At 52.0% G+C, this 25,524-nt stretch carries 21 protein-coding genes and 1 pseudogene; 19 read left to right on the top strand and 3 right to left on the bottom strand.

Annotated elements, in window-relative coordinates; all coding sequences use genetic code 11:
- Nucleotides 1–327: 327 nt before the first annotated feature.
- The 4 genes and pseudogenes from PG062_RS07895 to PG062_RS07910 form a co-directional block, all read left to right on the top strand.
- Nucleotides 328–525 (top strand): annotated as a pseudogene (locus PG062_RS07895) (cupin domain-containing protein); the annotation flags it as partial.
- A 336-nt stretch (nucleotides 526–861) separates the two neighbouring features.
- Nucleotides 862–1,803, top strand: coding sequence for an ROK family protein (locus tag PG062_RS07900; protein ID WP_270751853.1), 942 nt, complete (start codon nucleotides 862–864; stop codon nucleotides 1,801–1,803).
- Nucleotides 1,804–1,864: 61 nt separating this feature from the next.
- A complete protein-coding gene (locus PG062_RS07905) occupies nucleotides 1,865–2,998 on the top strand; it encodes a hypothetical protein (RefSeq protein WP_270751854.1) in 1,134 nt (377 codons plus the stop codon).
- A 37-nt stretch (nucleotides 2,999–3,035) separates the two neighbouring features.
- Nucleotides 3,036–3,464, top strand: a complete 429-nt coding sequence (locus tag PG062_RS07910) for a hypothetical protein (protein WP_270751855.1) — start codon at nucleotides 3,036–3,038, stop codon at nucleotides 3,462–3,464.
- Nucleotides 3,465–3,544: 80 nt separating this feature from the next.
- Here the strand turns inward: PG062_RS07910 and PG062_RS07915 are convergent, their stop codons facing one another.
- The gene (locus tag PG062_RS07915; protein WP_242979604.1) at nucleotides 3,545–3,763 is read right to left on the bottom strand and encodes a hypothetical protein; all 219 of its coding nucleotides are present in this window, start codon (nucleotides 3,761–3,763) and stop codon (nucleotides 3,545–3,547) included.
- A 506-nt stretch (nucleotides 3,764–4,269) separates the two neighbouring features.
- Here PG062_RS07915 and PG062_RS07920 point away from each other — a divergent pair.
- The gene (locus PG062_RS07920) at nucleotides 4,270–4,752 is read left to right on the top strand and encodes a GNAT family N-acetyltransferase (protein WP_270751856.1); all 483 of its coding nucleotides are present in this window, start codon (nucleotides 4,270–4,272) and stop codon (nucleotides 4,750–4,752) included.
- Between the two features lie 162 nt (nucleotides 4,753–4,914).
- Here the strand turns inward: PG062_RS07920 and PG062_RS07925 are convergent, their stop codons facing one another.
- Nucleotides 4,915–5,847 carry a carbohydrate kinase family protein gene (locus PG062_RS07925; protein WP_114000865.1) on the bottom strand — a complete coding sequence of 311 codons (933 nt, stop codon included), beginning with the start codon at nucleotides 5,845–5,847 and terminating at the stop codon, nucleotides 4,915–4,917.
- A gap of 108 nt (nucleotides 5,848–5,955) precedes the next feature.
- On the opposite strand from PG062_RS07925, the gene PG062_RS07930 reads away from it, so the two are divergent.
- The 5 genes from PG062_RS07930 (at nucleotide 5,956) to PG062_RS07950 (ending at nucleotide 12,777) form a co-directional block, all read left to right on the top strand.
- Nucleotides 5,956–6,228 carry a hypothetical protein gene (locus tag PG062_RS07930; RefSeq protein WP_270751857.1) on the top strand — a complete coding sequence of 91 codons (273 nt, stop codon included), beginning with the start codon at nucleotides 5,956–5,958 and terminating at the stop codon, nucleotides 6,226–6,228.
- A gap of 34 nt (nucleotides 6,229–6,262) precedes the next feature.
- Nucleotides 6,263–10,705 carry an efflux RND transporter permease subunit gene (locus tag PG062_RS07935; protein WP_270751858.1) on the top strand — a complete coding sequence of 1,481 codons (4,443 nt, stop codon included), beginning with the start codon at nucleotides 6,263–6,265 and terminating at the stop codon, nucleotides 10,703–10,705.
- Nucleotides 10,702–11,286 (top strand): TetR/AcrR family transcriptional regulator, encoded by a 585-nt coding sequence (locus PG062_RS07940; protein WP_270751859.1) that lies wholly within the window; start codon nucleotides 10,702–10,704, stop codon nucleotides 11,284–11,286. The genes PG062_RS07935 and PG062_RS07940 overlap by 4 nt, the downstream gene beginning before the upstream one ends.
- 208 nt (nucleotides 11,287–11,494) lie before the next feature.
- Nucleotides 11,495–12,190, top strand: a complete 696-nt coding sequence (locus PG062_RS07945; RefSeq protein WP_270751860.1) for a DNA-3-methyladenine glycosylase family protein — start codon at nucleotides 11,495–11,497, stop codon at nucleotides 12,188–12,190.
- A 17-nt stretch (nucleotides 12,191–12,207) separates the two neighbouring features.
- The gene (locus PG062_RS07950) at nucleotides 12,208–12,777 is read left to right on the top strand and encodes a methylated-DNA--[protein]-cysteine S-methyltransferase (RefSeq protein ID WP_270751861.1); all 570 of its coding nucleotides are present in this window, start codon (nucleotides 12,208–12,210) and stop codon (nucleotides 12,775–12,777) included.
- A 660-nt stretch (nucleotides 12,778–13,437) separates the two neighbouring features.
- Here PG062_RS07950 and PG062_RS07955 read toward each other — a convergent pair.
- The gene (locus PG062_RS07955) at nucleotides 13,438–14,346 is read right to left on the bottom strand and encodes an AraC family transcriptional regulator (RefSeq protein WP_270751862.1); all 909 of its coding nucleotides are present in this window, start codon (nucleotides 14,344–14,346) and stop codon (nucleotides 13,438–13,440) included.
- A gap of 542 nt (nucleotides 14,347–14,888) precedes the next feature.
- On the opposite strand from PG062_RS07955, the gene PG062_RS07960 reads away from it, so the two are divergent.
- The 9 genes from PG062_RS07960 (at nucleotide 14,889) to PG062_RS08000 (ending at nucleotide 25,515) form a co-directional block, all read left to right on the top strand.
- The gene (locus tag PG062_RS07960; protein WP_270751863.1) at nucleotides 14,889–16,400 is read left to right on the top strand and encodes a Na+/H+ antiporter NhaC family protein; all 1,512 of its coding nucleotides are present in this window, start codon (nucleotides 14,889–14,891) and stop codon (nucleotides 16,398–16,400) included.
- A gap of 572 nt (nucleotides 16,401–16,972) precedes the next feature.
- Nucleotides 16,973–18,100, top strand: a complete 1,128-nt coding sequence (locus PG062_RS07965; RefSeq protein WP_270751864.1) for a glycosyltransferase family 4 protein — start codon at nucleotides 16,973–16,975, stop codon at nucleotides 18,098–18,100.
- Nucleotides 18,101–18,103: 3 nt separating this feature from the next.
- Nucleotides 18,104–19,306 carry a glycosyltransferase gene (locus PG062_RS07970; RefSeq protein WP_270751865.1) on the top strand — a complete coding sequence of 401 codons (1,203 nt, stop codon included), beginning with the start codon at nucleotides 18,104–18,106 and terminating at the stop codon, nucleotides 19,304–19,306.
- A gap of 37 nt (nucleotides 19,307–19,343) precedes the next feature.
- Entirely contained in the window at nucleotides 19,344–20,591 is a 1,248-nt protein-coding gene (locus PG062_RS07975) for a nucleotide sugar dehydrogenase (protein ID WP_270751866.1), read from the top strand.
- 9 nt (nucleotides 20,592–20,600) lie between these two features.
- Nucleotides 20,601–21,614: an acyltransferase family protein gene (locus PG062_RS07980; protein WP_270751867.1), complete on the top strand. Its 1,014-nt coding sequence runs from the start codon at nucleotides 20,601–20,603 to the stop codon at nucleotides 21,612–21,614.
- On the top strand, nucleotides 21,607–22,785 hold the full coding sequence (locus PG062_RS07985) for a radical SAM protein (RefSeq protein WP_270751868.1): 1,179 nt from the start codon (nucleotides 21,607–21,609) through the stop codon (nucleotides 22,783–22,785). The genes PG062_RS07980 and PG062_RS07985 overlap by 8 nt, the downstream gene beginning before the upstream one ends.
- Nucleotides 22,786–22,800: 15 nt before the next feature.
- Nucleotides 22,801–23,262, top strand: coding sequence for an LbetaH domain-containing protein (locus tag PG062_RS07990; protein ID WP_270751869.1), 462 nt, complete (start codon nucleotides 22,801–22,803; stop codon nucleotides 23,260–23,262).
- Between the two features lie 36 nt (nucleotides 23,263–23,298).
- Complete coding sequence (locus tag PG062_RS07995) at nucleotides 23,299–24,300, top strand: acyltransferase family protein (RefSeq protein ID WP_270751870.1); 1,002 nt, start codon at nucleotides 23,299–23,301, stop codon at nucleotides 24,298–24,300.
- A 60-nt stretch (nucleotides 24,301–24,360) separates the two neighbouring features.
- Nucleotides 24,361–25,515, top strand: a complete 1,155-nt coding sequence (locus PG062_RS08000) for a glycosyltransferase family 4 protein (RefSeq protein WP_270751871.1) — start codon at nucleotides 24,361–24,363, stop codon at nucleotides 25,513–25,515.
- The last annotated feature ends 9 nt before the right edge of the window (nucleotides 25,516–25,524 follow it).

Consider the following 25,524-nt stretch of genomic DNA (forward strand, 5'->3'; position numbering starts at 1 on the left):
CCTCGCTCGCCGTATCGGCACTTAGAATTATGCGGTATTGCCATAAATCAACTGCCCGTACACGGTATGATAAGCCGTTGTGCGGGCAGTTTTTTCGATAAGGAATTTTGAAAAAATATGATGGCTACATGCTTAACATACTGCGATAAGGCATTGGACCGATTGTAGGGCGCGATGCGCTCATCGCGCCGGAGCAGCCGGAACCCTGCTGGTTGATCATTCCCGCATCATACTGCCTGCAGCTCTTTGCCTTAAATCCTGCTTGTGTTGTGCTATTGTTGTACTATTGCTGTGGTATTCATATGAAAATATAGAAGGCGTTATCAATTCCAGGAAGAAGGCAAACCCGCCGTCAGCCTGCCCCCCGGCACCGTGATCACCATCCCGGCCAACGTCAAGCACTGGCACGGTGCCAAGGCCGACAGCTGGTTCAGCCACATTGCTGTGGAAGTTCCCGGCGAAGATTGCAGCAACGAATGGTGTGAGCCCGTTACCGACGAAGAGTACGCCAAACTGAACGGATGAGCAGCCGCTAATAAAGGCAACACTGCACAATTCCCGCCTTGCGGCTTAAGCACCGCTCCGGCAGCTGCGGCACGGCATCTGCGTTGCCAAAATGCTCGATAATACACAAAGTATTATCTGCGCTTTTGGCTTGGCATCTGCCGCACCTCGCTCACCGTATCGGCACTTAGAATTATGCGGTATTGCCTAAAAAATAAAATCCAACCGGCACGACCCGACAAAGAGCAGTGGGTAGTGCCGGGTTTACTTTTGGATGCTTTTTTGTCTACAAGTTCTTGCGCCGGGGCGGGCAATCTGCTACACTGAAAAAAATGTTATGTACAGGAGGCTGCAATTATGTATTATCTGGGTGTGGACCTTGGGGGAACCAATATCAAAGCTGCGCTTGTGGATGCAGACGGTGCTATTATAAAGGAAGCGAGCACCCCCACCAAACTGCCGCGCCCGGCCGAGGCCGTGTGCGATGATATTGCAGCCCTCTGCAATCAGCTGGCACAGGGCCAGCAGGTAGCGGGCATTGGCGTTGGCTGCCCCGGCACGGTGGATGGCGGCCTCGTGCGCTACTCCAACAATCTGGGCTGGCATGATTTTGCCATGGGGGATTATCTGCGCGCCAAAACCGGCCTGCCGGTTGCTCTTGCCAACGATGCCAACGCCGCCGCTTTGGGCGAAGCACTGGCGGGCTGCGCCAAAGGGGCCGAAAGCGCAGTGATCATTACGCTGGGTACCGGCGTGGGCGGCGGTGTGGTGCTGGGCGGCAAACTGCTGACCGGTTACACCGGCGCAGCGGCGGAGCCGGGGCACATGGTCATTCTGGACACCCCGGATGCCCCGCGCTGCACCTGTGGCCGCCCCGGCTGCCTGGAAAGCCTGGCCAGTGCCACCGCCCTGATCCGCATGACCAAAGAAGCCATGGCAGCCCACCCCGAAAGCGCCCTGCATGGCATAGCCGCCCAAAGCGGCGGGGTAAATGGCCGCACCGCCTTTGATGCCGCCGCCCAGGGCGATGTCGCAGGCAAAGCCGTGGTGGAACAGTACATTCATTACCTTGCGGTGGGCGTTGCCAACATGATCAACATCTTCTTCCCGGAAGTGATCGGTCTGTCCGGCGGGGTGGCCAACCAGGGGGAAAACCTGCTGGCTCCCCTGCGCGCCGCGGTGGGACCAATGGTTTTTGGCAATGCTTACGCCCAAAAGCACACCCGCATTACCACCTGCACCCTCGGCTACCGCGCCGGGGTGATTGGAGCAGCGCTGCTGGCCAAAAACCAGGGATGATGCCTTTAGCGGGATAAAAAAGAGAAGATAAAACAAAAAACAGGAAGGAAACACCTTGAGTTTGAACCATACAAAACAAAAAAGCTGGCCCCAGCGCCTGCTGGTTTTGCTGGCGGCGGTGGTGCTGTGTGCCGCGCTGCCTGCCGCCGCGCTGGCAGAGGAAAATACGGCCAGCATCCAGACGCAGGTGAGCGAAACGGATGAGGATATCCCCTGGGCGGATCCGCCGCAGAGCACCCCCGAAACCGGCCGGTCTGACCCTGCCGTGCCAACTCCGCCGCCGCAGGATCCCGCCACCCCGGAAACCGCCCAGACCGGCGAGCATCTGGAAGGCTACAGCCTGAGCCTGGGGGAGACAGTCACAATTTATTTTTACGTTACCCTGCCGGAAGATACCCCGCAGGATGCCGCCATGCAGTTTACCCTGCCGGATTCCACCGTAACACAGGTGGCAGTGGCAGATGCAAAGCAGGTGGAAGTAAACGGCAAAAGCTGCACCGCTTTCCCTTGCCAGGTGGCCGCCAAACAGCTGACGGATGATATTGAAGCCCGGATGGTGGTAAACGGTAAATATGGCCCGGTTTATACTTACACCGTAAAGGATTACCTGAACTACCTGCTGGAACACGATTATCCCCAACAGACAAAGGAGCTGGCCGGCACCCTGCTGGTGTATGGCGGCAAAGCGCAGCTGTACTTTGGCTACCGGACCGATGCGATAGCCGGCACCGCGGAGCCAAACTCCACGGCCAACTGGGGCAGCTACCAGCTTGAAAGCAGCGGCACCCAGACCGATGATTATTACGGCAGCAGCCTGTTGCTGGAGCCCGTTATCCAGATCCGCCACTATTTTATGGTGCCGGACGGCGCGGAATGCACTTTTACTTTTGCCTGGAACGCGGGTGAGCCCGAAACCGAATTGCAGCCCGTGGATACCAACACCCGCTTTGACGGCAAAAAGGTATATTATGTCGTTACACCGGCCATTGCGTTCCGCCGCGCGGATGCCATGCCGGTGGTTGCCATGCGGCAAAACGGGGCGGACCTGTGCATCCTGCGCTATGGGGTGTTCAGCTATGGCGATATGGTCCGCGCGCTGGCAGCGGTGGATGAAAGCCAGCTGCCGCTGCTGAACCTGCTCCGCGCGCTGGATGACCTGACCACCGCCGCACAGCGTTACAGCGTGGCAGGCTGATGCCGCAACGCCCCCAAATATAAAAAGGAAAACAGCAATGAAGAAAAAAATAGTCCTGGCCGTTGTGGTGGCTGCCGTGGTGCTTGCCGATGCCTTTGCACTGCACCGGCCGCAGGCAGGTACCCAGCCAACCCCGGAGCCGACCCGGCAGGCGGAAACGAATGATGCCGTCCCGGCAGAGCCCACGCCGCAGCCCGCCGCGACGGCTGAACCGCAGCCCACGGCAACTACTGTCCCGCAGCAGACAACTGCCCCCAAGCCGACCCAGAAGCCCGCAACGAAAAAAACACCGGTGCTGAACGCCGCCGGTCAGCCCACCGCCAGTGCCGCGCCCGCAGAAAATGGTGACGGCGAACCGGCGGACAACACGAAGGAACCGACAGAAACCCCGCCCCCCAGCGCAACCCAAACCCCGCCTGTGGACGAGGAAAACATTGAATTGCCGTTTGTTCCGGCAGAATCATAGGCCATTTGGCTGCGGGCTGCAACCATACCGATGTAAAGTTACGGTGAATCTTTTGCAAAGTGCGGGCTTACCCTAGGGTGTCAGATACACCTTAGTTTTTTCAGCGTGCCGTCCGGCAGCAGGGCAACGGTATCGCCCTCCTGGATGTTCTGGGCTGTCAGGGCTTCATCGGGGTAGGGAAGCACCCGCTGGGTACCGGCGGCATCGGCCAGCAGAACATCACACAGCACCGGCTGCCCGGCAGGCAGCTCCTCACAGCCATACAACTGTTCATCAATACGCAGAACACGGCAGGTCATAATACAATACACTCCTTTGCCTACAGGGGCGGTCATCCGTTACACTTTAAGGCAATACCGCATAATTCTAAGTGCCGATACGGCGAGCGAGGCACGGCAGCTGCTAAGCCAAAAGCGCAGATAATACTGGATGCTGCAAAGGTGAGCGCCGCCAGTGGCGGAAACAGCGAACCGAAGCAGGGGCAGCGGTCGCAGAGTGCGAGGGGCTTTTGCCCCCGAAGCACGATGCGGGTACCGCAACCCGACATTATCGAGTATTTTGGCAACGTAGATGCCGTGCCGCAGCTGCCGGAGCGGTGCTTAAGCCGCAAGGCGGGAATTGTGCGGTGTTGCCTTAAGGATACCGCTCCCGCACACGCCTGTCAAACCCCGCTTGCAATTTGGACGGGGATATGGGATAATGGCTTACAGCAAAGGGCCGTGCCGTTTGCGCCCGGCCGGATTGACCGGCGGAACGGGGCACAGGAACGCCCCCCCGATTTTTCCCCGAAAGGTGGATGTTTTTTATGTTGATACGCACCGCAGTCCCCGCCGATGCCGCCGCGCTGGCGGAGGTGGAGGCCCTCTGCTTCCCCGCAGCGGAAGCCGCGCCGGAACAGCAGTTCAGGGACCGTCTGCAGGCTTATGCTGGACACTTTTGGCTGATGTTTGACGGTGAAACGCTGATTTCTTTTGTGGACGGCATGGTGACAGACCAGCTCGATCTGACCGATGATCTATACGAAAATGCCGCTCTGCACAGCGAAACCGGCGCATGGCAGATGATTTTTGGCGTGGTGACCCGGCCAGAGTACCGCAAACACGGTCTGGCAGCCCAGCTGCTGAACCGCGCCATTGCCGATGCCCGCCAGCAGGGCCGCAAGGGTCTGGTACTGACCTGTAAAGACAAACTAGTACACTATTACGCCAAATTTGGCTTTGTTAACGAGGGTGTTTCCCAATCCACCCACGGCAATGTGGCGTGGAACCAGATGCGGCTGACATTTTAACAGGGATATAGAATGAAGCAAGCCCCCGGCAGGCAGCGGAGCACGGTTCATACGCTGTAAACTTGCCGGGGGCTTGTTTATTCTTTGGGCAACACCGCACAATTCCCGCCTTGCGGCTTAAGCACCGCTCCGGCGGCTGTGACCGGCCTGCTGAAACGGCGCTCAATCCACAACCGGAACATCCAGCCCGAACTCCTGCGGGCGGAACCGCGGGCAGACATTTTCGGCGGTGCAGATGACCGAAGCAGCCAGCCGGCTGCCAATGCCGCAGGCTTCCGCCATCGTTTTGCCATAAGCGCGGCCAATGACCGTACCGGCAAAGAACGCATCGCCTGCGCCGGTGGTATCGATCACGTTTACCTTTTTGGCGGGTACAATGCCACTTTCGCCATCCGCGCAGGCATACACCGCGCCTTTGTCCCCCATGGTAACAACCATGCAGGGGATGCGGGCGCTGCCTACATTAGCGGCCAGTGTGCGGCACATTTCCTCCGGCCCCATATGGTCGTATTCGTCAGAAAAGAGGATCCCCGCTTCCTGCTGGTTGCAGACAAAACAGTCGATTTGCTGCAAAAAGTCACGCCGCTCCATGGCAATGCTCATGTTGGAAACCGCGGCATATACCTTTTTGTGGTATTTCTGTGCAAAATACAAGACCTGCTTTACAGTGTCTTTTTCCAGATCAAGTTCAATGGCAATGCCATCGCAGTCCTTAAAAATTTCATCGCCTTTTTCGGCCAGCAGGTCGGTCAGGGGATTGGTGTCCGGCCGCTTGGAGATGGCGGCCACCACATCGCCCTCATTATTGAACACAGCCAGCCAGGTGCCCATGCCGTCCGGCACGCGCTGGATATAGCGGGTGTTCACCTTGTGGCGCGCCAGTTTATCAATAACATCCTGCCCTGTGCCAGTGTCATCCACCAGGCTTACAAAGGTGGGGCGCAGCTCCACGTTGGCGATATCCTCCGCCACATTGCGGCACACACCGCCGTGTACCTGTTCTACCCGCCCGGCGTTGCGCCCGCCCGGAATATAGGTGGCAAGGGGGTACCCCTTGATATCAACAAAAACTGCGCCGATGACAACGATCCCCATGCAAAACGCCCTTCCTTACCCAGGGTGCAGCGGAAAACAAGGAAACCGACTGAATGTTCGTTTTTTCAGCTGCACCGTATAACTGTAAACTTATGATGAACAGTTTACATGATTGGGGCCGAAAAAGCAAGGCTGGCGGCGATTTTTGCCGCTTTTGCGGCAAACTGTACCGCACGGACGGAATCTTTATCTCCTCTTTACAATGATTTTCCGCGGTGCTATAATAACAACGAAAAACCGACCGACCGGTCGGTCAAGCGCACTAAAAAAGCTCCGTTTCCCCCTAAAAAGGGGCGCCACACGGCGGCTGCGCTGCGCTTCGGCGCTCCTTCCTTTTGGGGCAGCCTGAACCCGGCCGGTCGGTCACATCCGCCAACATAGGCCCGCCCAAAGTGCGGGCAAAGGGAACAAACAAATGCCAAAATACAGTGTTAAAAAGCCATTTACCGTACTTGTGGCGGTCATATTGGTGGTGGTGCTGGGCTTTGTAAGCCTGACCGGCATGCAGACAGACCTGCTGCCCAATATGAACCTGCCCTACCTGCTGGTCATTACCACCTACCCCGGTGCCAGCCCGGAACAGGTGGAAAGCGATGTGACCCAGCCGCTGGAAAACAGCCTTTCCACCCTGAATGGTGTAAAGAATGTGACCAGCCAGAGCAACGAAAACTACAGCCTTGTCATTCTGGAATACCAGGACGACACCGACATGGACAGCGCCATGGTCAAGGCCAGCACCGCCGTGAACCAGCTTTCGGACAGTCTGCCTGATATGGCCAGCACCCCCACGCTGATGGAGATGAGCCCCGATATGATGGCCACCCAGTATGTTGCGGTGGACTATGAGGGGATGGACATCTACGAGCTTTCCGACTATGTGGAGGATACGATCGTACCCCAGCTGGAGCGCGTGGACGGCGTGGCCAGCGTTTCCACCACCGGCCTTGTCAAAAAATCAGTGCAGATCACGCTGGACCAGGACAAAATTGACGAGGTGAATGACAAACTGCTGGTCAAGGTGAGCGACCGCCTGGCCGAAGCCAAAAAGCAGCTGGACGAAAACGAGGCCAAAATCAAGGATGGCCTGGCGGAGCTGGACAGTGCCCAGAGCCAGCTGGATTCCGGCAAAGCCCAGCTGAATACCCAAAAGCAGAGCCTGACCCAGCAGCTGCGGGATGCCATCGACCAGCTGAACGAGGAGATCCCCAAGCTGGAAGAGCAGATTGCGGGGCTGAAAACCCAGCTGGACACCGCCCAGAGCAAGCTGAACCAGCTGAAAGTGGACCCCAGCAGCCTGCCGGAAGTGACGCTGCCGATCGATGATGCACTGTTTGCTTCCTGCAAAGAGATTCTGGCAAAATATGACCCCCAGTACGATGCAAATGCCATGCCCGCTAATTTGGAGGAAGCCAAGAGCGACCTGACCAAGATGGCCGCGATGCTGGCTTCCATTGAGCGCGCCCAGCAGGCCATTGAGACCGAAGCTGCCGTCCTGACCGGCGGGCAGAGCGTCAGCGATGCCTGCGCCGCGCTGGATGCCCAGATCCTGACGCTGACCGTGCAGGTGCAGCAGAAGGATAACGAGATCGTTCAGCTGGAACAGCAGCTGGATACCGCCGCCCCGGAAGAGCAGGATACCATCCGCGCGGAAATCGAAAGCAAAAAAGCTGAACAGGCGGCTTTACAGACCCAGCTGGACACTGCCACCAGCCAGCGCGCAGCCCTGGATGGTTACAAGAGTGATGAAAGCACCCTTTCCACCACCCAGACGGCCTTGCGGAACGCAACGGTGCTGCTGAAAGCCCGGCAGGAAGCCGAAGCCAGCCTGAACGAGAGCACCGAGGAACTGCGCCAAACCCTACAGCAGACGATTACCACCCTGAACACCCAGATCGACAAAGCCGAAGCCATGCTGGCCAATTTGAACGATCAGCGCGGCAAGCTGCAATCGATGCTGGAAAGCCTTTCTGCCAACCCGACAGACCCCCAACTGGCCGATATGGCCGTACAGCTGCTGCTCAGCGGCACCGAAGCCCAGCTCAGTTTGGGCGAGTTCCAGATCAGCAGCGGCCGCACCCAGCTGGAAGCGGGCCAGACCCAGTTGGACTCCGCCCGCGAAGAGTATGAATCGGCCCGCGAGGAAGCGCTGAAAAGCGCCAATCTGGACCAGCTGCTGAACATGAACACCTTAAAGCAGCTGATCGCCGCGCAGAACTTCTCTATGCCCGCCGGTTACATTGACGGCGGGGAAGGGGACGATAACCAGTACATCTTAAAAGTCGGCGATGCGTTTGACAATGTGGATGAGCTGAAAAGTATGGTCCTGTGCAGCATTGACGGCATCGGCGATGTGCGGCTTTCCGATGTGGCGGACATTGAGCTGACCGATAACGCGGACGACAGCTACGCCAAGGTGGGCAAAAACCGCGCCGTGCTGCTTTCAATCTATAAAAGCTCCACGGCTTCCACCTCGTCTGTCTCCAACGCAAGCACCGCTGCTATGAAAGAACTGATGGCAGAAAACGACGGCCTGCACCTGACCACCATCATGGATCAGGGCGATTACATCAAGCTGATTGTGAACAGCGTCATGTCCAACCTGATCGAAGGCGCTGTGCTGGCCATCATCGTGCTGGCTCTGTTCTTAAAGGATATCCGCCCCACGCTGGTGGTGGCCATCAGCATGCCGCTCAGTGTGCTGTTTGCCATTGTCATGATGTATTTCAGTGGCATTACCCTGAACATTCTCAGCCTGTCCGGCTTGGGGTTGGGCGTTGGCATGCTGGTGGATAACTCGGTCGTTGTCATCGAAAATATTTACCGCCTGCGCGGGCGCGGCATTCCGGCCCCGCGTGCTGCGGTGCAGGGCGCACGCCAGGTGGCGGGGGCCATCGTGTCCTCCACCCTGACCACGGTCTGCGTGTTCCTGCCCATGGTGTTTACCACCGGCATGGTGCTGGAGCTGCTTTCCGATATGGCATGGACCATCACGTTCAGCCTGCTGGCATCCCTCATTGTGGCCCTTACCGTGGTGCCCTGCGCCGGTTCCACCGTACTGCGCAAGCAAAAAGAGATCAAGCACCCCTGGTTCGACCGTTTCCTGAATGGGTACGAAAAGCTCTTGCGCTTCTGCTTAAAGCGCAAGGCCATCCCGCTCACACTGGCGATCGTGCTGCTGGCCGTATCGGTCTGGCGCATTGCCACCATGGGCGTGGTGCTCATCCCGGATATGGGCTCCAACCAGCTTTCGATTACGGTAACGGTGCCTGCGGATACCGAAAAAGAGGATGCCTTTGCCACCGCAGACGCCGTGATGGACGCCATTACCAACATTGACGGCGTGGAAACGGTGGGCGCCATGTCCGGCGGCAGCGACAGCACCAGCAGCATGCTGATGATGACCGGCACTGAGGGCACCACGGACAACACCAGCTTTACCTATTATGTTCTGCTGACTGACGAGGGCGCCAGCAACAGCAAGGCCATCCAGCAGCAGATCGCCGATGACACCGCTGACCTGAACTGCGAAGTGGACATCGGCGCCAGCAGCATGGATATGAGCGCATTGTCTGGCAGCGGCGTGGAGGTGGACATCTACGGCCAGAACCTGGACAGCCTGACCACCGCCAGCCAGCAGGTGATGGACCTGCTGAACAGCGTGGACGGCATCGAGAATGTCTCCAACGGGCAGGAAACCGGCGACGAGGAGGTGCATATCGTCATTGATAAGGACAAAGCCATGCGCCTTGGCCTGACGGTGGCGCAGGTGTACCAGCAGATCGCCGCAAAGCTCAGCACCGATACCACCGCAACCACCCTGAAAGTGGGCCGCGATACCTATGATGTGACGATTGTGGATAAGACCGATACCCCGAACCTGGACGATCTGTTCCAGATGGAGTTCATCACAACGACCACCGATGATGACGGCAACACCGTGAACGAGACCCATACCCTGGGCGAGTTTGCCTCCCGCACCAACGGCAACGCCTATGCGACCATTGCGCGCGAAAACGGCTCCCGCAAGATCAGCGTGACCAGCGATACCGCCGAAGGCTACAACACCACCCTGATCTCCCGTGATCTGAGCCCCCAGCTGGAAGCACTGGACCTGCCAGATGGCTGCACCGCTGAAATTGCCGGTGAAACCACCCAGGTGACCGAGATGATCCAGCAGATGGCCAAAATGATGGCCCTGGCACTGTTGTTTGTCTATTTTGTCATGGTGGCGCAGTTCCAAAGCCTGCTTTCCCCCTTCATTGTGCTGTTCACCATTCCGCTGGCCTTTACCGGCGGCATGATCGGCCTGATGATTGGCGGCGAACAGCTTTCGGTCATTTCGCTCATGGGCTTCCTTGTGCTGATGGGCGTGGTGGTCAACAACGGCATTGTGTTTGTGGATTACGCCAACCAGCTGCGCATTGGCGGGCTGGAGCGCACCGATGCCCTGGTGGCAACCGGCCGCACCCGTATGCGCCCCATCCTGATGACGACCCTGACCACCGTGCTTGCAATGGTAACGATGATCTTCAGCAAGGATGCCGGCAGCGAGATGGGCAAAGGCATGGCCATTGTTATTGTGGGCGGCCTTTCCTATGCAACGCTGATGACCCTGTTTATTGTGCCGGTGATGTATGACCTCTTCTACCGCAAGCCGCCGGTCAACATTGATGTGGGCGATGACGGCATGGATGACCTGCCCGATGATGCGGCCGAGTTTGCCGCAGAATTTGCCGCCCGCCGCGCAGCAGAGGGCAAGAACCAGCCGGAACCCGAAACACCGGATACCGCCGAGCACCGCCACTTAAAGCTGCCCGGTAAACCCGATACCGAAAACGGGGAGGGGACGCCACAATGACACCAGATATCCGCAAAGAACGCGAAACCGCCCTGTACGAAGCCGCCTTGCGCCTGATTGCCAAGGGGGTAAACCCCGCCGCCATGAAGGTGCAGCAGATCGCGGACGAAGCCGGAATCGGCAAGGGCACCGTGTATGAATACTTTGCCTCCAAGGATGAGATCCTGCAGGGAATGGCCCTGTACTGCTTTGATACCGAGATTGCCCGCATTGCCGTATTGATGGAGCCATGCACCACCCTGCAAGAGCTGGAGGACGCCGTGATGGCCTACCTGCAGGATCTTTCCGGCAACCGGATGGGAACCTATCAGGTGATCGCTTCCAGTATTGGCGCACGGGAGAACCTCCGCGGTATGGACGAGTGTGTGCAAGCCCTGCGTGGGGTGCTGCACAGAACCATGGCAGCCCTGCGGCAAAAAGGGGAGATCAACCCCGCCCTGCCGGATGATTACTGTGATCTGGCTCTGCTTTCCGCTGCGGCGGGTGGGCTGATAGGGCTGTGCTATGTTTCCAAGCACCCGGACGCGCTAACGCCCATACAAAACCTGCGCGTGTTGATCCACCGCGCATTGAACCCATAAACAAACAAAAAATAAAAGCAGCCAGCTGCCCTGCCTGTGGGAATGTTCCACGGTGGGGCGGCTGGCTGTTGTATCGGGGGAAAGTGGAGATAAAAAAATACGCTTTCGCCGCCGATGCCCAAACCACGCAAAGCATGGTATAATGATGGCAGGATAAACGCAGAAACCAACACACAGAACACGAAAAGAACACAGGAAAGGAAAGACCATGTACTTTCAATACGGGCAGGAAGAAACGGAATACCTGAGCGGCAAAGATGAAAAACTTGGGGCGGTGATTGCCCAGGTGGGCCGGGTGAATCGCGAGGTGGATACAGACCTGTTTTCTGCCGTGGTGCACCATATTGTGGGGCAGCAGATTTCCACCAAGGCGCAGGCTACCATCTGGCAGCGCATGCGGGGTGCCCTTGGCACGGTGGATGCCGAGCATATTCTGGAAGCAGGGAACGAGCAATTACAGCTGCTTGGCATCAGCTGCCGCAAGGCAGAGTACATCACGGACTTTGCACGAAAAATCCAGAACGGTGAGTTTGATTTGGAGGGCATCTGGCAGAAGCCGGATGAGGAAGTGATCCGGGAGTTAAGTGCCCTGAAAGGCATTGGTGTATGGACAGCGGAGATGATTTTGCTTTTCTGCATGCAGAGGCCCGATGTGTTCAGCTATGATGACCTTGCCATCCAGCGCGGGCTGCGCATGGTGTACCATCACCGTAAAATTGACCGCAAACTGTTTGAAAAGTACCGCAGGCGGTTCAGCCCTTATTGCAGCGTGGCGAGCCTTTACCTGTGGGCCGCCGCGGGCGGCGCGGTGCCGGGGTTGAAGGATTATGCCCCCAAAAAGAAAGCCCCGGCCAAAAAGGCAGCACCCGCTGGTTCCCACACGGAGAAAACATCAAAAGTATAACAGAAAGGGTAGATGCTATGATGTTCACCGCGCATTATCAGTCCCCCTTGGGGGAAATTCTGCTGGCAGCGGATGAAGTGGGCCTGACCGGCTTGTGGTTTGACCGCGCAAAGTATTATGCGGCGGGCCTGGCCCCGCAGAGCACGGAGCGCGAAACCCCGCCCTTGACCGAAGCAAAGCGCTGGCTGGATGTGTATTTCAGCGGAAAAATGCCGGATTTTATGCCGCCGCTGCACCCCATCGGGTCAGACTTCCGGCAGGAAGTGTGGGCGCTGCTGCTGCAAATCCCATACGGGCAAACGACAACATACGGCACGCTGGCCGCCCGGCTTGCGGCAAAGCATGGCACGGCGCGCCTGTCCGCCCAGGCGGTGGGCGGAGCCGTGGGACATAACCCCATTTCGCTCATCATCCCGTGCCACCGTGTGGTGGGTGCCAGCGGCAGCCTGATCGGTTATGCGGGTGGTGTTGAGCGAAAAATCCAGCTGTTGAAATTGGAAGGAACCGACTGCATAAAGCTGTTTGTGCCCAAAAAATGTGAATTAAGAGTTGAGCAAGCACAAAGTAAGGGCGAGCAAAAGATGTGAAAAAGTAAACCAGCAGAAGAGCGAATATGCGAAGCATGTTGAATATTAGGAACAGCGTTCAGCCAGCGGAAAAAACTTCGATGGACTGCCGCATGCCACTTGCAAAAGAGGAAAAAACATCAGGAAAAGCCAATAACTTGCTTTTGAGTTTTTTCCTTGGCGGTCAAGAAGCTGCATATTGTATTGCGCTTTGAGGTTTTCATTCCATTTCTTTCATCAACTTCATTTTCCGCTTTTCGGGCCTGTTTATCCTTCTTTTTTCATTAGGGTGTATCTGAAAAGTCGAAAATATGGTCTATTTCTACAAACACAGCGGGATTTTGCGTTAAGGCAATACCGCATAATTCTAAGTGCCGATACGGCGAGCGAGGTGCGGCAGATGCTAAGCCAAAAGCGCAGATAATACTGGATGCTGCAAAGGTGAGCGCCGCCAGTGGCGGAAACAGCGAACCGAAGCAGGGGCAGCGGTCGCAGAGTGCGAGGGGCTTTTGCCCCCGAAGCACGATGCGGGTACCGCAACCCGACATTATCGAGCATTTTGGCAACGCAGATGCCGTGCCGCAGCCGCCGGAGCGGTGCTTAAGCCGCAAGGCGGGAATTGTGCGGTGTTGCCTTGGGAAAAAAGTTGTCCAAGACTTGATATCGGGCGGCTTACATTGTTTATGGGGTAGAGTGAACCTGCTCCGGCGTACGCCGCAGCTGGTTGCGATATTCGGACGGCGTAATGCCGTATAAACTGCGGAAAGTTTTCAAAAAACTGGTGTAATTGGTAAAACCGCTGGCGTTGCAGGCATCCAGCACGCTGGCGCCGGCGGCAATGGCACGGCGGCAATGCTGCATGCGCAGGTTGGTCAAATAGCCGTGCACACTTTCCATCGTGTAGGTTTTGAACGCGCGGGACAAATGCTCCCGGCTGGTGTAGGTATATTTGGCAAGGCTGCCAACGGTTAGGTTCGGGTCGGTATAATTGGCCTGCAAAAAAGCAACGGCCTTGGCAACCAGGGCACTTGTAGCGCTGGGCGGTGCCGTGCGGCGCTCGGCCACAATCTGGTCCATCAGCAGCAAAAGCTCCATCAGCTCGCACCGCTGCACCATGTGCTGGGTGCTGCCGTGTAAGTAAGCGGTCTGGGCCATCCGCTCAAATAAGCCGCGTAGATCCCATGCGGTGACGGCGTCTGCATCCAGGATCACCAGCTGCCCCAGCCAGGTGGGGGCAACCAGCCCGCTGGCCAGCAGGGCTTCCTGCCATAGCTCGGCGTCGATCTGGGCAATCAGACGTTCAGAAATCTTATCCGTGATATTGAACATGCCCGCATGATAGCACCGGGCAGGGAAGATGATCATTTCCCCCAGGTTTATATCATAAATGTTGCCGTCCACAGAATAGCGCACGTTGCTGCCCACCAGGGGCAGTACAAGCTCATAATACGGGTGAGAGTGTACAACAGACTGGCTGTCCTGCTCGTTGGTATACCAACCCACGGCAATCTGACCACTTTCCAGCTCCATGCTGGCGCGTTCCTGCGTCAAAAACTGGTCCTTGATATGCGGTACTTTCTGGACGAACATGGTGGGCCCTCCTTTTTTGACTTTGCGGCGCGGATTTCTGGGGAACGTTTGTAGTCCGGTCCGGGATGTTGGGCATAGCAAATAACAAAATAGGACAAAAATGGCGGTAGTGGCCAATTTTTATATGGCATTTAACTTTATTATAGCATAGAGTGCAGCAAGATGGTATTGGCATACACCAAAAAATATCGATTTCTGGCAAAAAAAACTGATTCTTAGGTGCAGCTTGCGTCAAAAGAAAGAGAATGAGAAGGGGGAAAATAAACAATGTTATCTAGGGCAATACCGCACAATTCCCGCCTTACGGCTTAAGCACCGCTCCGGCGGCTGCGGCACGGCATCTGCGTTGCCAAAATACTCGATAATACATAAAGTATTATCTGCGCTTTTGGCTTAGCAGCTGCCGCACCTCGCTCGCCGTATCGGCACTTAGAATTATGCGGTATTGCCCTAGGATATATTATTTTTTACGTATTGAATCGGCATGGACAATATGTTAGAATAACTTTGATTAGATCAAAAGAGGAAAGGAAGAATAAAGGATGTTTGTAGGAACATGGTGGTCACTGATGCCGCCCATTGTGGCGATTGCGCTGGCACTGCTGACCAAAGAAGTGTATTTGTCATTGTTTGCGGGGTGTGCCCTTGGCGCACTGTTGGTGGCAGAATTCCACCCGTGGATTGCGTTTGATACGCTGTTTAACACAATGATCGATAGTGTGGATTTTTCCATTCTGATGTTCATGATCCTTTTGGGCATGATCGTTATGCTTATGCAGGAATCCGGCGGCACCCGCGCTTACGGTGAGTGGGCCTCCAGCCACCTGAAAAGTAAGCGCTCCGCTTTGGTAACGACCTCTCTGCTCGGTGCGTTGATTTTTGTGGATGACTACTTCAACTGCCTGACGGTTGGCTCTGTCATGCGCCCTGTCACAGATAAGTACAAGGTTTCCCGCGCCAAGCTGGCGTATATCATTGATGCAACCGCCGCGCCAGTCTGCATCATTGCGCCGATTTCTTCCTGGGCGGCAGCCGTCAACTCTTACGTTCCGGCGGGCAGCTCCATGTCCGGTTTTGAGATGTTCGTTAAAACCATTCCGTTCAACCTCTATGCAATTTTAACCCTGTATATGGTGTTCTTCACCTCCATTGTAGGCTTCGATTTCGGCCTGATGAAAAAGCATGAAGAGAACGCGGCCAAAGGTGATCTGTTCACCTCCGGAGGGGAAGAGTTCCAGAACCAGGAAACAAAAGACCCGACCGAGGGCGGCAAATACGCCAAAGGCAAGGTCATCGATCTGATTGCGCCCATGGTCGTCATGATTGCAACGGCAATCGCAGCTATGATCTGGACCGGCCACCTGAACGGCGGCCAGAATCTGGTGGAGGACTTTGCCAACTGTTCTTCTTCGGAAGCGTTGGTGTTTGCCGGTTTGGTCACAGTGGGATTCCTGCTGCTTCTGTATCTGCCGCGCCGTGTCATCGGCTTCAAGGATTTTATGAATTCCGTTCCCGAAGGTGGCAAGCTTATGATGCCCGCCATCCTGATTTTAGTGCTGGCCTGGACTCTGAAAGGTATGACGGACGCCCTGGGTATCGGTACCTTTGTACGTTCGGCCATCAATCTGAATTCCAGCCTGATGAACTTTGTGCCGCTGATCATCTTCTGCATTGCAATTTTTATTGCCTTTTCTTCCGGCACCAGCTGGGGCACCTTTGCTATTTTTGTGCCCATCGTGGTTAACATGTTTGCTGAACTGGACCCGACCATGATGATCATTTCTGTAGCGGCTGTCCTGGCTGGTGCTGTCTGCGGTGACCATATTTCGCCTATTTCTGATACTACCATCATGTCCAGCTCCGGTGCCCAGTCCAACCATATCAACCATGTGCAAACCCAGATGCAGTACGCCTTTGTGGTCATTGCCGTGTGTGCTGTTGGCTACCTGATCGCCGGCTTTACCGAAAACTGGTGGCTGACCCTGCTTTGCTCGCTGGTGATTTTGACCGGAGTGCTGTTGGAGATAAGGAAGAGGGAAATGTGCGGCCGATAAACCATACTGACGTAGCATCATCAAAAAGAACCTGTTTTGCACACTATATGGGGCACTAAAACCGGTCGTGTTTTACAGTTATATGAACTATATATGAACTAAAACGCCAAACTTTTGGCCCCTGCGGCACAAAATTGGCACAGCTTTTTCAGAAGGTTTGAGGAGATGGCGAAAAACAAGAGAAAACAATGAGAATCCATGAGTTTATCACCTGCTTCGTAAAACTGTTGTTGCGTACCCGATGCAGAGGGGCCGGCCTTCTTTACATGGCTGCCGAAGATGTTTGGTAAAAGAGTTGTAGTTACCGTCCATGGGGAGTGTGAAATAATACGCGGCTGTCATAATAGGGACAAGGGTACTGTAGAGAAGAAAAGGCTCCGCGACCCGAAGTTCATATTTTCTTACCCGAAAAATGAACGACTGATCTTTCTAAGCGGCAGAAATGGTGCGCAGGAAGAAATCTCGACCATGAGGGTGGGGTGACAGCCAGCGGACAGGCGAGCTAGCCTATCCGCTCTTTGTGTTGGCTGAGATATTGATGAAGAAATTGAGTGGGATTGCGGAAAAGATTTATGAGTAAGAAATTTGCGATTGCGATGTTCGGACAGAAGCGATTATCGAGAGAAGGCGGAGTAGAAATCGTTGTCAAAGAGCTCTGCACCCGAATGGCACAGAATGGTTGTGATATAACTTGCTACAATAGAGCAGGCCATCATGTGAGTGGTGCAGAGTACGATGATGCCACAATTGAATATAAAGGTATTCATCAGAAAACGGTTCCCACAATCAATCGAAGAGGACTTGCGGCGGTAACATCATCCTTTTTTGCGGCTCTGTATAGTGCATTTGGAAAATATGATGTGGTGCACATCCACGCAGAGGGACCGGCATTCTTCTCATGGCTGCCCAAGATGTTCGGCAAAAGGGTGGTGGTTACCATCCATGGCATCGACTGGCAGCGCGAGAAATGGCAATCGGGACTTGGTTCTAAGTTTATTCACCAAGGCGAAAAAAATGCTGTGAAATATGCAGACGAGGTCATTGTTCTGAGCAAAGGCGTGCAGGATTATTTCAAGGAAACCTATGGCAGAAAGACACACTTTATCCCCAATGGAGTGAATAGACCGCAGACTCGGGAAGCAAATCTGATTACAGATAAGTTCGGGCTGAAAAAAGATTCCTACATATTATTCCTCGGTCGTCTGGTGCCGGAAAAGGGCATTCGATATTTGGTTGAAGCATTTAAGAATGTCAAGACAGATAAAAAGCTGGTCATCGCAGGCGGTTCCAGTGATACAGATTCCTTTATGAAGGAATTGAAAGAACTGGCGAAGGGTGACGATCGGATTCTCTTTACTGGGTTTGTGCAGGGAGCAATGCTGGATGAACTGTACAGCAACGCTTACATCTACACGCTGCCGTCTGATCTGGAAGGAATGCCATTAAGTCTTCTGGAGGCAATGAGCTATGGCAATTGCTGTCTGGTTTCCGATATTCCAGAGTGCGCAGAGGTTGTGGAAGATAAGGCGTTAATTTTCCAAAAGACGAATGTAGAGGATTTACAAGAAAAATTGCAAGATGCCTGTGACCATCCTGAAATGGTTATGAAAATGAAGAAGCAGGCAGCTGACTTTATCTGCGAGAAATACAACTGGGATGAAGTTGTAAAGGAAACGATGAAACTGTACAGGAGAAAATAATAGATGAGAGTATTGATAATAAATAAATTTTTATATCCAAATGGCGGATCGGAGACGTACATATTTAAGCTGGGTGAGGCACTGGAGCAGCACGGACATGAGGTTCAGTACTTCGGTATGGAGCACGAAGGCCGCTGCGTGGGCAACCGGGTCAATGCTTATACATCTGATATGGACTTCCACGGTGGCAGCAAACTGAGCAAGCTGACCTACCCGATCAAGACGATTTACAGCAAGGAAGCACGGGTACAGTTGAGAAAAGTTCTGGACGACTTCAAGCCGGAGGTCTGTCACCTGAACAACTTCAACTACCAGCTGACACCTTCCATCATTCTTGAAATCGTGAAGTGGCGCAAGGAGACCGGAAGAGATTGTAAGATCATCTTCACGGCACATGACTACCAGTTGGTCTGCCCGAACCACATGCTGAACAATCCGAATACGCACCAGAACTGTGAGAAGTGCCTCGGCGGTCATTTCGTGAACTGCATGAAAGGCAAGTGTATTCACGGTTCCACGGCGAAGTCAGCCATCGGCATGATGGAAGCCGAATTCTGGAAGTGGAAGGGTACCTACAAGTACATTAACACTATGATTTGCTGCTCTGAGTTCATGAAGAGCAAGATGGACAGCAATCCTCTGTTTGCTACTAAGACCGTGGCAATGCACAACTTCATCGACAAGGTGGATTGGAAAGAAACGGAGAAGAAGGATTACGTCCTTTACTTCGGCCGCTTCTCTGAGGAGAAGGGCATCGGCACACTCATCAAGGTCTGTAAGGAACTGCCGGATGTACAGTTCATCTTCGCTGGCACCGGTCCTCTGGAAGAGACAGTAAATGGTATTAAGAACATCAAGAACGTTGGCTTCCAGAAAGGTGAGGCATTGGAAAAGCTCATCCGTGAGGCACGGTTCTCCATCTACCCGTCTGAGTGGTATGAGAACTGCCCGTTCTCTGTGATGGAATCCCAGATGTATGGCACACCGGTGCTGGGAGCGAACATCGGCGGCATCCCGGAACTGATTCAGGTTGGCAAGACCGGCGAGCTGTTCGAGAGTGGTAATGCTGAAGATCTGAAGAAGAAGATCGAGAAGCTCTGGGGTGATGAGAAGCTGTGTGAGCAGTATAGCAAGAACTGCAAGGACATCAGCTTCGATACCATTGATGAGTATTACGAGAAAATTATGAAGGTGTATCAAGGCTAATTAACAAATAGCCTTTGTGACGGAGGATAAAAGAAAGATGAAGAATTATAAAATTGCTGTGGCCGGAACAGGTTATGTGGGGCTTTCGATTGCAACCTTGCTGAGTCAGCATCATCAGGTGACGGCAGTAGATATTGTGCCGGAAAAAGTTGAACTGATCAATAATCGCAAGTCTCCGATTCAGGATGACTACATTGAAAAGTATCTTGCAGAGAAAGAACTGAATCTGACCGCAACACTGGATGCAAAGGCTGCATACTCTGGTGCGGACTTTGTCGTTATTGCGGCACCTACCAACTACGATAGCCACACCCAGCACTTTGATACATCTGCGGTCGAAGCTGTGATCAAGCTGGTCATGGAATATAACCCGAACGCCATTATGGTCATCAAATCCACGATCCCTGTGGGCTATACCGCATCTGTGCGTGCGAAGTTCGGCAGCAAGAACATCATCTTCAGCCCGGAATTTTTAAGAGAGAGTAAGGCTCTTTATGACAATTTGTATCCGAGCCGTATCATCGTTGGTACGGACTTGAATGATGAGCGTCTGGTCGAAGCAGCACACGAATTTGCCGGTCTGCTGCAGGAAGGTGCCATCAAAGAGAACATCGACACCTTGTTCATGGGCTTCACCGAGGCAGAGGCAGTTAAGCTATTCGCCAATACATATCTGGCTCTGCGCGTGGCTTATTTTAACGAACTGGACACCTATGCAGAGAGCAAGGGGCTGAACACCCAGCAGATTATCAACGGTGTTTGCCTCGATCCTCGTATTGGCAGTCACTACAATAATCCGTCCTTCGGTTACGGCGGCTACTGCCTGCCCAAGGACACCAAGCAGCTGTTGGCAAACTATGCCGATGTGCCGGAGAACCTGATTGAAGCTATTGTCGAGAGCAACAGAACTCGTAAGGACTTCATCGCCGACCGTGTCCTGAAGCTGGCTGGCTACTACGGCTATGACGAGGACAACGAATACGATGAGAAGCAGGAGAAGTCTGTGACCATCGGCGTGTACCGCCTGACCATGAAGAGCAACAGCGACAACTTCCGCCAGAGCTCCATTCAGGGTGTCATGAAGCGCATCAAGGCAAAAGGCGCAACTGTGATTATCTATGAGCCGACTCTGAAAGATGGCGACACCTTCTTTGGCAGCGTTGTGGTTAATGATTTGGCTAAGTTTAAGGAAATGAGCCACGCTATCATTGCAAACCGTTACGACAAGTGCCTGGATGATGTGAAAGAGAAAGTCTATACACGCGATATTTTCCAGCGTGATTAAGAGGTGGATATGCAAAAAGAACGATATGAAGGGATAGATGGGTTAAAGGCATATGCCATTATTGGAATTGCTCTGATGCACGTATTATCGAATGGAAAATACGAAATTGGAGGATTTGCATTTAACCAGCTTATTCCGTCTTTCACAAACCTCGTTTTCCTTTTTATGATGGTCAGCGGCTTTGGTATGTGCTGCGGCTATTACCAGAGAATAATTGACCAGAAAATCAGCGTAGAGGATTTCTACAAGAAACGGTACATCAAAATCTGGCCGTACTTTGCACTGCTTTGTGCGTTAGACTTTGTGATTTCACCAAGCAAGGAATCCTTGTTTGAAGTTTTCACAAACTTGACATTATGCCAAGGGTTACTGCCGAATGCCAAGATTTCGGTCATTGGTGTGAGCTGGACACTGGCAGTCATTTTTGTGTTCTATATGCTGTTCCCGTTCTTCTGTTTTCTGATTGGAAATAAGAAGAGAGCGTGGGGCGTAGCAGTTGCGGCACTGATGTTTAACTGGCTGTGCGCTAATTACTTCAAAGCTGGAAGGACTAGTATCGTCTACGATGCGATTTACTTTATCGCAGGTGGCCTGATTTTTCTCTATCGAAAAGAACTGGCCGAGTTCGCATCGAAGTACAAAATCATCGCCGGAGCGGTCCTGCTGATTGCCACGGTTGCGTATTTTGCGTTAGGCGGTTTTACACTCACGATGCTGTTCTTCTGTGTGGCAGCACTAGTCTATACCCTCGGATGCAAGCGGGGGGGGGGGGTACTGGTCAATCCAGTTGCCAAGTTCCTCGGTGGTATCAGCTTCGAGATTTATCTGTGCCACATGGTAATTTATCGTGTGCTTGAGAAGTTACACCTCATTCATCTATTTGAAAATGGTCTGCTGGCATATATTTTCACAGCTGTTGCAGTCATCTGCGGCTCGGTTGTGTTCTCGGTATGTGCCAAGTGGTTCTTAAATAAAGTCGAAACATTCTTAAAAGAGAGAGTTAGGAGAGTTAATCATGTCTGAAGAAAAGAAGTTAAATGGTACGGTCATCGTTACCTATCGTTGTAACGCTCGTTGCTCTATGTGCAACCGTTATAAGGCACCTTCCAAGCCGGAAGAGGAAATCAGCATCGAAACCATCAAGAAGCTGCCGAAGATGTACTTTACCAATATCACCGGCGGCGAGCCGTTCATCCGTACTGATCTGAAGGATATCGTGCGTGAACTGTACAAGAAGTCCGACCGTATCGTTATTTCCACAAATGGTTTCTTCACCGACCGTATCGTTGACCTGTGCAAGGAGTTCCCGCAGATTGGTATTCGTATCTCTATCGAGGGTCTGGAACAGACCAATAACGAGATCCGTGGTCTGCAGAACGGCTACCAGCGTGGTTACGGCACACTGAAAAAGCTGCGTGAGATGGGCATGAAGGATGTCGGCTTCGGTATGACTGTTCAGGACAAGAACGCTCCTGACCTGGTGCCTCTGTACAAAATCTCCGATGAGATGGGTATGGAGTTCGCTACCGCTTCTCTGCATAACAGCTTCTACTTCGTTGAGGCAAAGAACATCATCCATGATCGTCCGATGGTCGCAAAGAACTTCGAGAATCTGGTCAATGAACTGCTCCGCAGCAACAGCCCGAAGAAGTGGTTCCGTGCATACTTTAATCACGGCCTGATCAACTACATCTACGGTCAGAAGCGTCTGCTGCCTTGCGACATGAGTTTCGACACCTTCTTCATCGATCCGTATGGCGATGTTATGCCTTGCAATGGTACCAAGGATAAAGAAGTCATGGGCAACCTGAACAATCAGACTTGGGATGAGCTGTGGAACAGCCCGGAGGCAGAGAAGGTTCGTGCAAAGGTTCGTTGCTGCGACCGTGACTGCTGGATGATCGGCAGCGTAAGTCCTGCGATGCACAAGTACATCTGGAAACCTGCTACCTGGGTTCTGGTACACAAGTTCAAGGCACTGTTCACTAAACATCCGTACAGCATGTACGAGCTGAAGATCTGCCGTGACTACCGTGACGGTAAAGTCACCAAAGAGGAACTCGATAAGTGCAGCACTTGCGATATGAACTGTGTTATTAACAACGGTCTGAGTGAGGCGAGCAAGGAGCAGTTGAAGCATAAGTCCGGTGAGGAAATCGTGGATGCCGATATCGCACAGCAGATGAAGCAGTGATAAGGAATGTGAAAAATGTTATTAAAAGTAGAAAAACTCGTAAAAATGTATAAAATTCCAATTCTGGGGGGGGTGGCGAAAGAACTAAATTATCTCCTCGGAGTTGACATTCCGAGATGCGTTGTTATTGGGAATAATGTCAGCTTCCCACATAACGCTATCGGAACGGTGATTCATGATAACACGGTCATTGAAGATAACGTGAGAATTTACCAGAATGTCACGTTGGGACGTGCTGACGTTTATAAATCCGAAAAAGACTCTCCTTCAGAGTTTAAAGGATTCCTTCTTAAAGAAGGAGCGTGTATATGTGCTGGGGCAAAGCTGATATGCAAGAAAGGGACGCTTGTTATAGGTAAAAATGCTGTAGTTGGGGCGAATGCTGTTCTGTTAAATTCGATTGGAGACAATGAAATTTGGGGCGGTGTTCCAGCAAGATTTATTGGAATGCGCAAGACAAGTGACAACGAAATGTAAAATAAGCAATGGAAATTGTAATGGTGGGAGAAAGTAATGGAAGACCGATTTAATAAGGAAAAAAGTCTTGAGCTAAAAGGTGTTGCAATTATCTTTATGTTCTGGCTACATCTCTATGGACACGACAATCTTATCCAGAATGGAAATTATTATACGGAGTTATGGGGGGGGGGGACGCAGTTCCTGCTTACGTTGAGTAGTATATGCGTACCGATTTTTATCTTTATAGCTGGATATGGGTTTGCCATCAAGCAAGGCTCGGAAAAGTCTTTGCTGAAGACAATAGGTGGACTGTATAAGAAAATCTGGCTGGTAGCACTGTTCTTTTTCCCTCTTGCACTTTTTCTTGGAAAGCTGGATTTCAAAATTACTGAATTGGGACTGAATCTGTCGGGATTTTACTTTAGCTATTGTGGAGAATGGTGGTTTGTTTCGCTCTATGTGTTGCTTGAAGTCTATGCGCGAGTTTTGGAAAAGACGAAGGTCTTGAACAATTTGAAACTGGTAGCATTGATTTCCGGATTATTGATGATTGCTGGATATGGTATGAAAGTGTTAATTCCGACAGCAGAAAAAATCAATACGCTCGAATGGATTCCATATACTTTTTTGATTAAGCAACCGATTTTCATCAGCGGCTATATATGTAAGAAACTGGATGTGTTTAATAGACCAGCTGTTGCAAAATTTGGAATACTCGGATTTATCGCGTGGGCATTTATGTTTAGTAATATACCACAATCGTTCTTTCTTCCAATTGTAGTACCATGCTTTATAGCAGCATTTTGTTGTGTCCCGATTACCGGAATAATGAAAAAAGGATTACTGCTACTAGGAAAAAATAGTACTTATATGTGGCTAACTCACAGTTGGCTGATTTATAAATTTCTGCAACCCGTTATTTTTTCTATGCACGATGTAGTAGCTAATTTGATAGTGCTTGTAATAACCGATTTACCAGTTGCTTTCTGTTTTAAGTCGTTTGAGGGTAAAGTGAGCAAGCTACTAAGTGATAAATGCAGTTGTGTCACACAATAAAAAATATTGGAAAGTCTGCATTTTTATAGAGGGCATGCAGGCAGTGAGGGAACATAGCTTATGAAAATACTCATTATTAGAAATTATCCAAGCTATATGGATGTGGAAAAAAATACATACAACATCCAAGAGGTTGGACTGGCAAAAGCATTGGTTCGAAAGGGTAATGTTTGTGATATTGTTTTTTGGACGGACAAGGATGAAAAAGAAGTTGCTATCCCCGTTGATGACAGAGGAAAAGTGACTGTTTTTTATAAACACGGAAAAACGGCGTTAAAAAATACCGTGTATTCCGGATGTGATGAATTGTTTGCACAATATGATGTGCTGCAAACAGCCGAGTACAATCAAATGCAATCATGGATTCTGGCAAAAAAGTATCCAGAGAAACATATCGTTTATCATGGTCCATATTATACGCCATTTAATAAACGATACAACTTGATGTGTACGGTATTTGATTTGTTCTTCCTAAATAGATATCGGAAGATTGGAACACATTTTATAACAAAAAGTAAGCTTGCTCAGGAATTTCTGGGGAGCAAAGGCATAAAAGCCTCTAATGTAAAAACAATAGGTGTCGGAATAGACACCCAGATGCTTTCAAACGGAAAAACTGAATGTAGTGAACCGTTGTTTTTGGAAATGTGTAAAGATGAAAAAGTAAAGCTTTTGTATATAGGTCGCTTTGAAGAGAGACGGAACATTCCATTCATATTTGATATTTTTGCTGAAATTCTGAAAAAAAGTGTTAATGCAACCTTGTATATGATTGGTACAGGAGATAAAGATTACACAGAAAAATGCTGGAAGCATGCAACAGAACTTGGTATACGGGAAAATATTGTATATCAGGAGAAGATGGAACAGAAGTACCTATCTGACGTTTATAATCTGGCAGATTTCTTCCTGCTTCCAACAAAATATGAGATTTTTGGAATGGTACTTCTCGAAGCCATGTATTACAAAACTGTTGTGCTGACAACGGATAATGGCGGATCAAGTACACTGATTGATAACGGTAGGAATGGTTATATTCTTCAGGATGAAAACGCGAGCAAATGGGCCAATGTGGTATCCGAGGTTACATCAGAGAAAATGAACGCTGTTAAAGAAGCAGCGCACGACACCATTGCTGATCAATATACTTGGGATAAATTGGCTGATTCATTTATGGAGAGTTATAAGAAGCTGGATGATAAACGAGAGGTTTAAAATGAAATC

Origin of the sequence: Gemmiger qucibialis (assembly GCF_027689445.1) — a bacterium.
Lineage (GTDB): Bacteria > Bacillota > Clostridia > Oscillospirales > Ruminococcaceae > Gemmiger > Gemmiger qucibialis.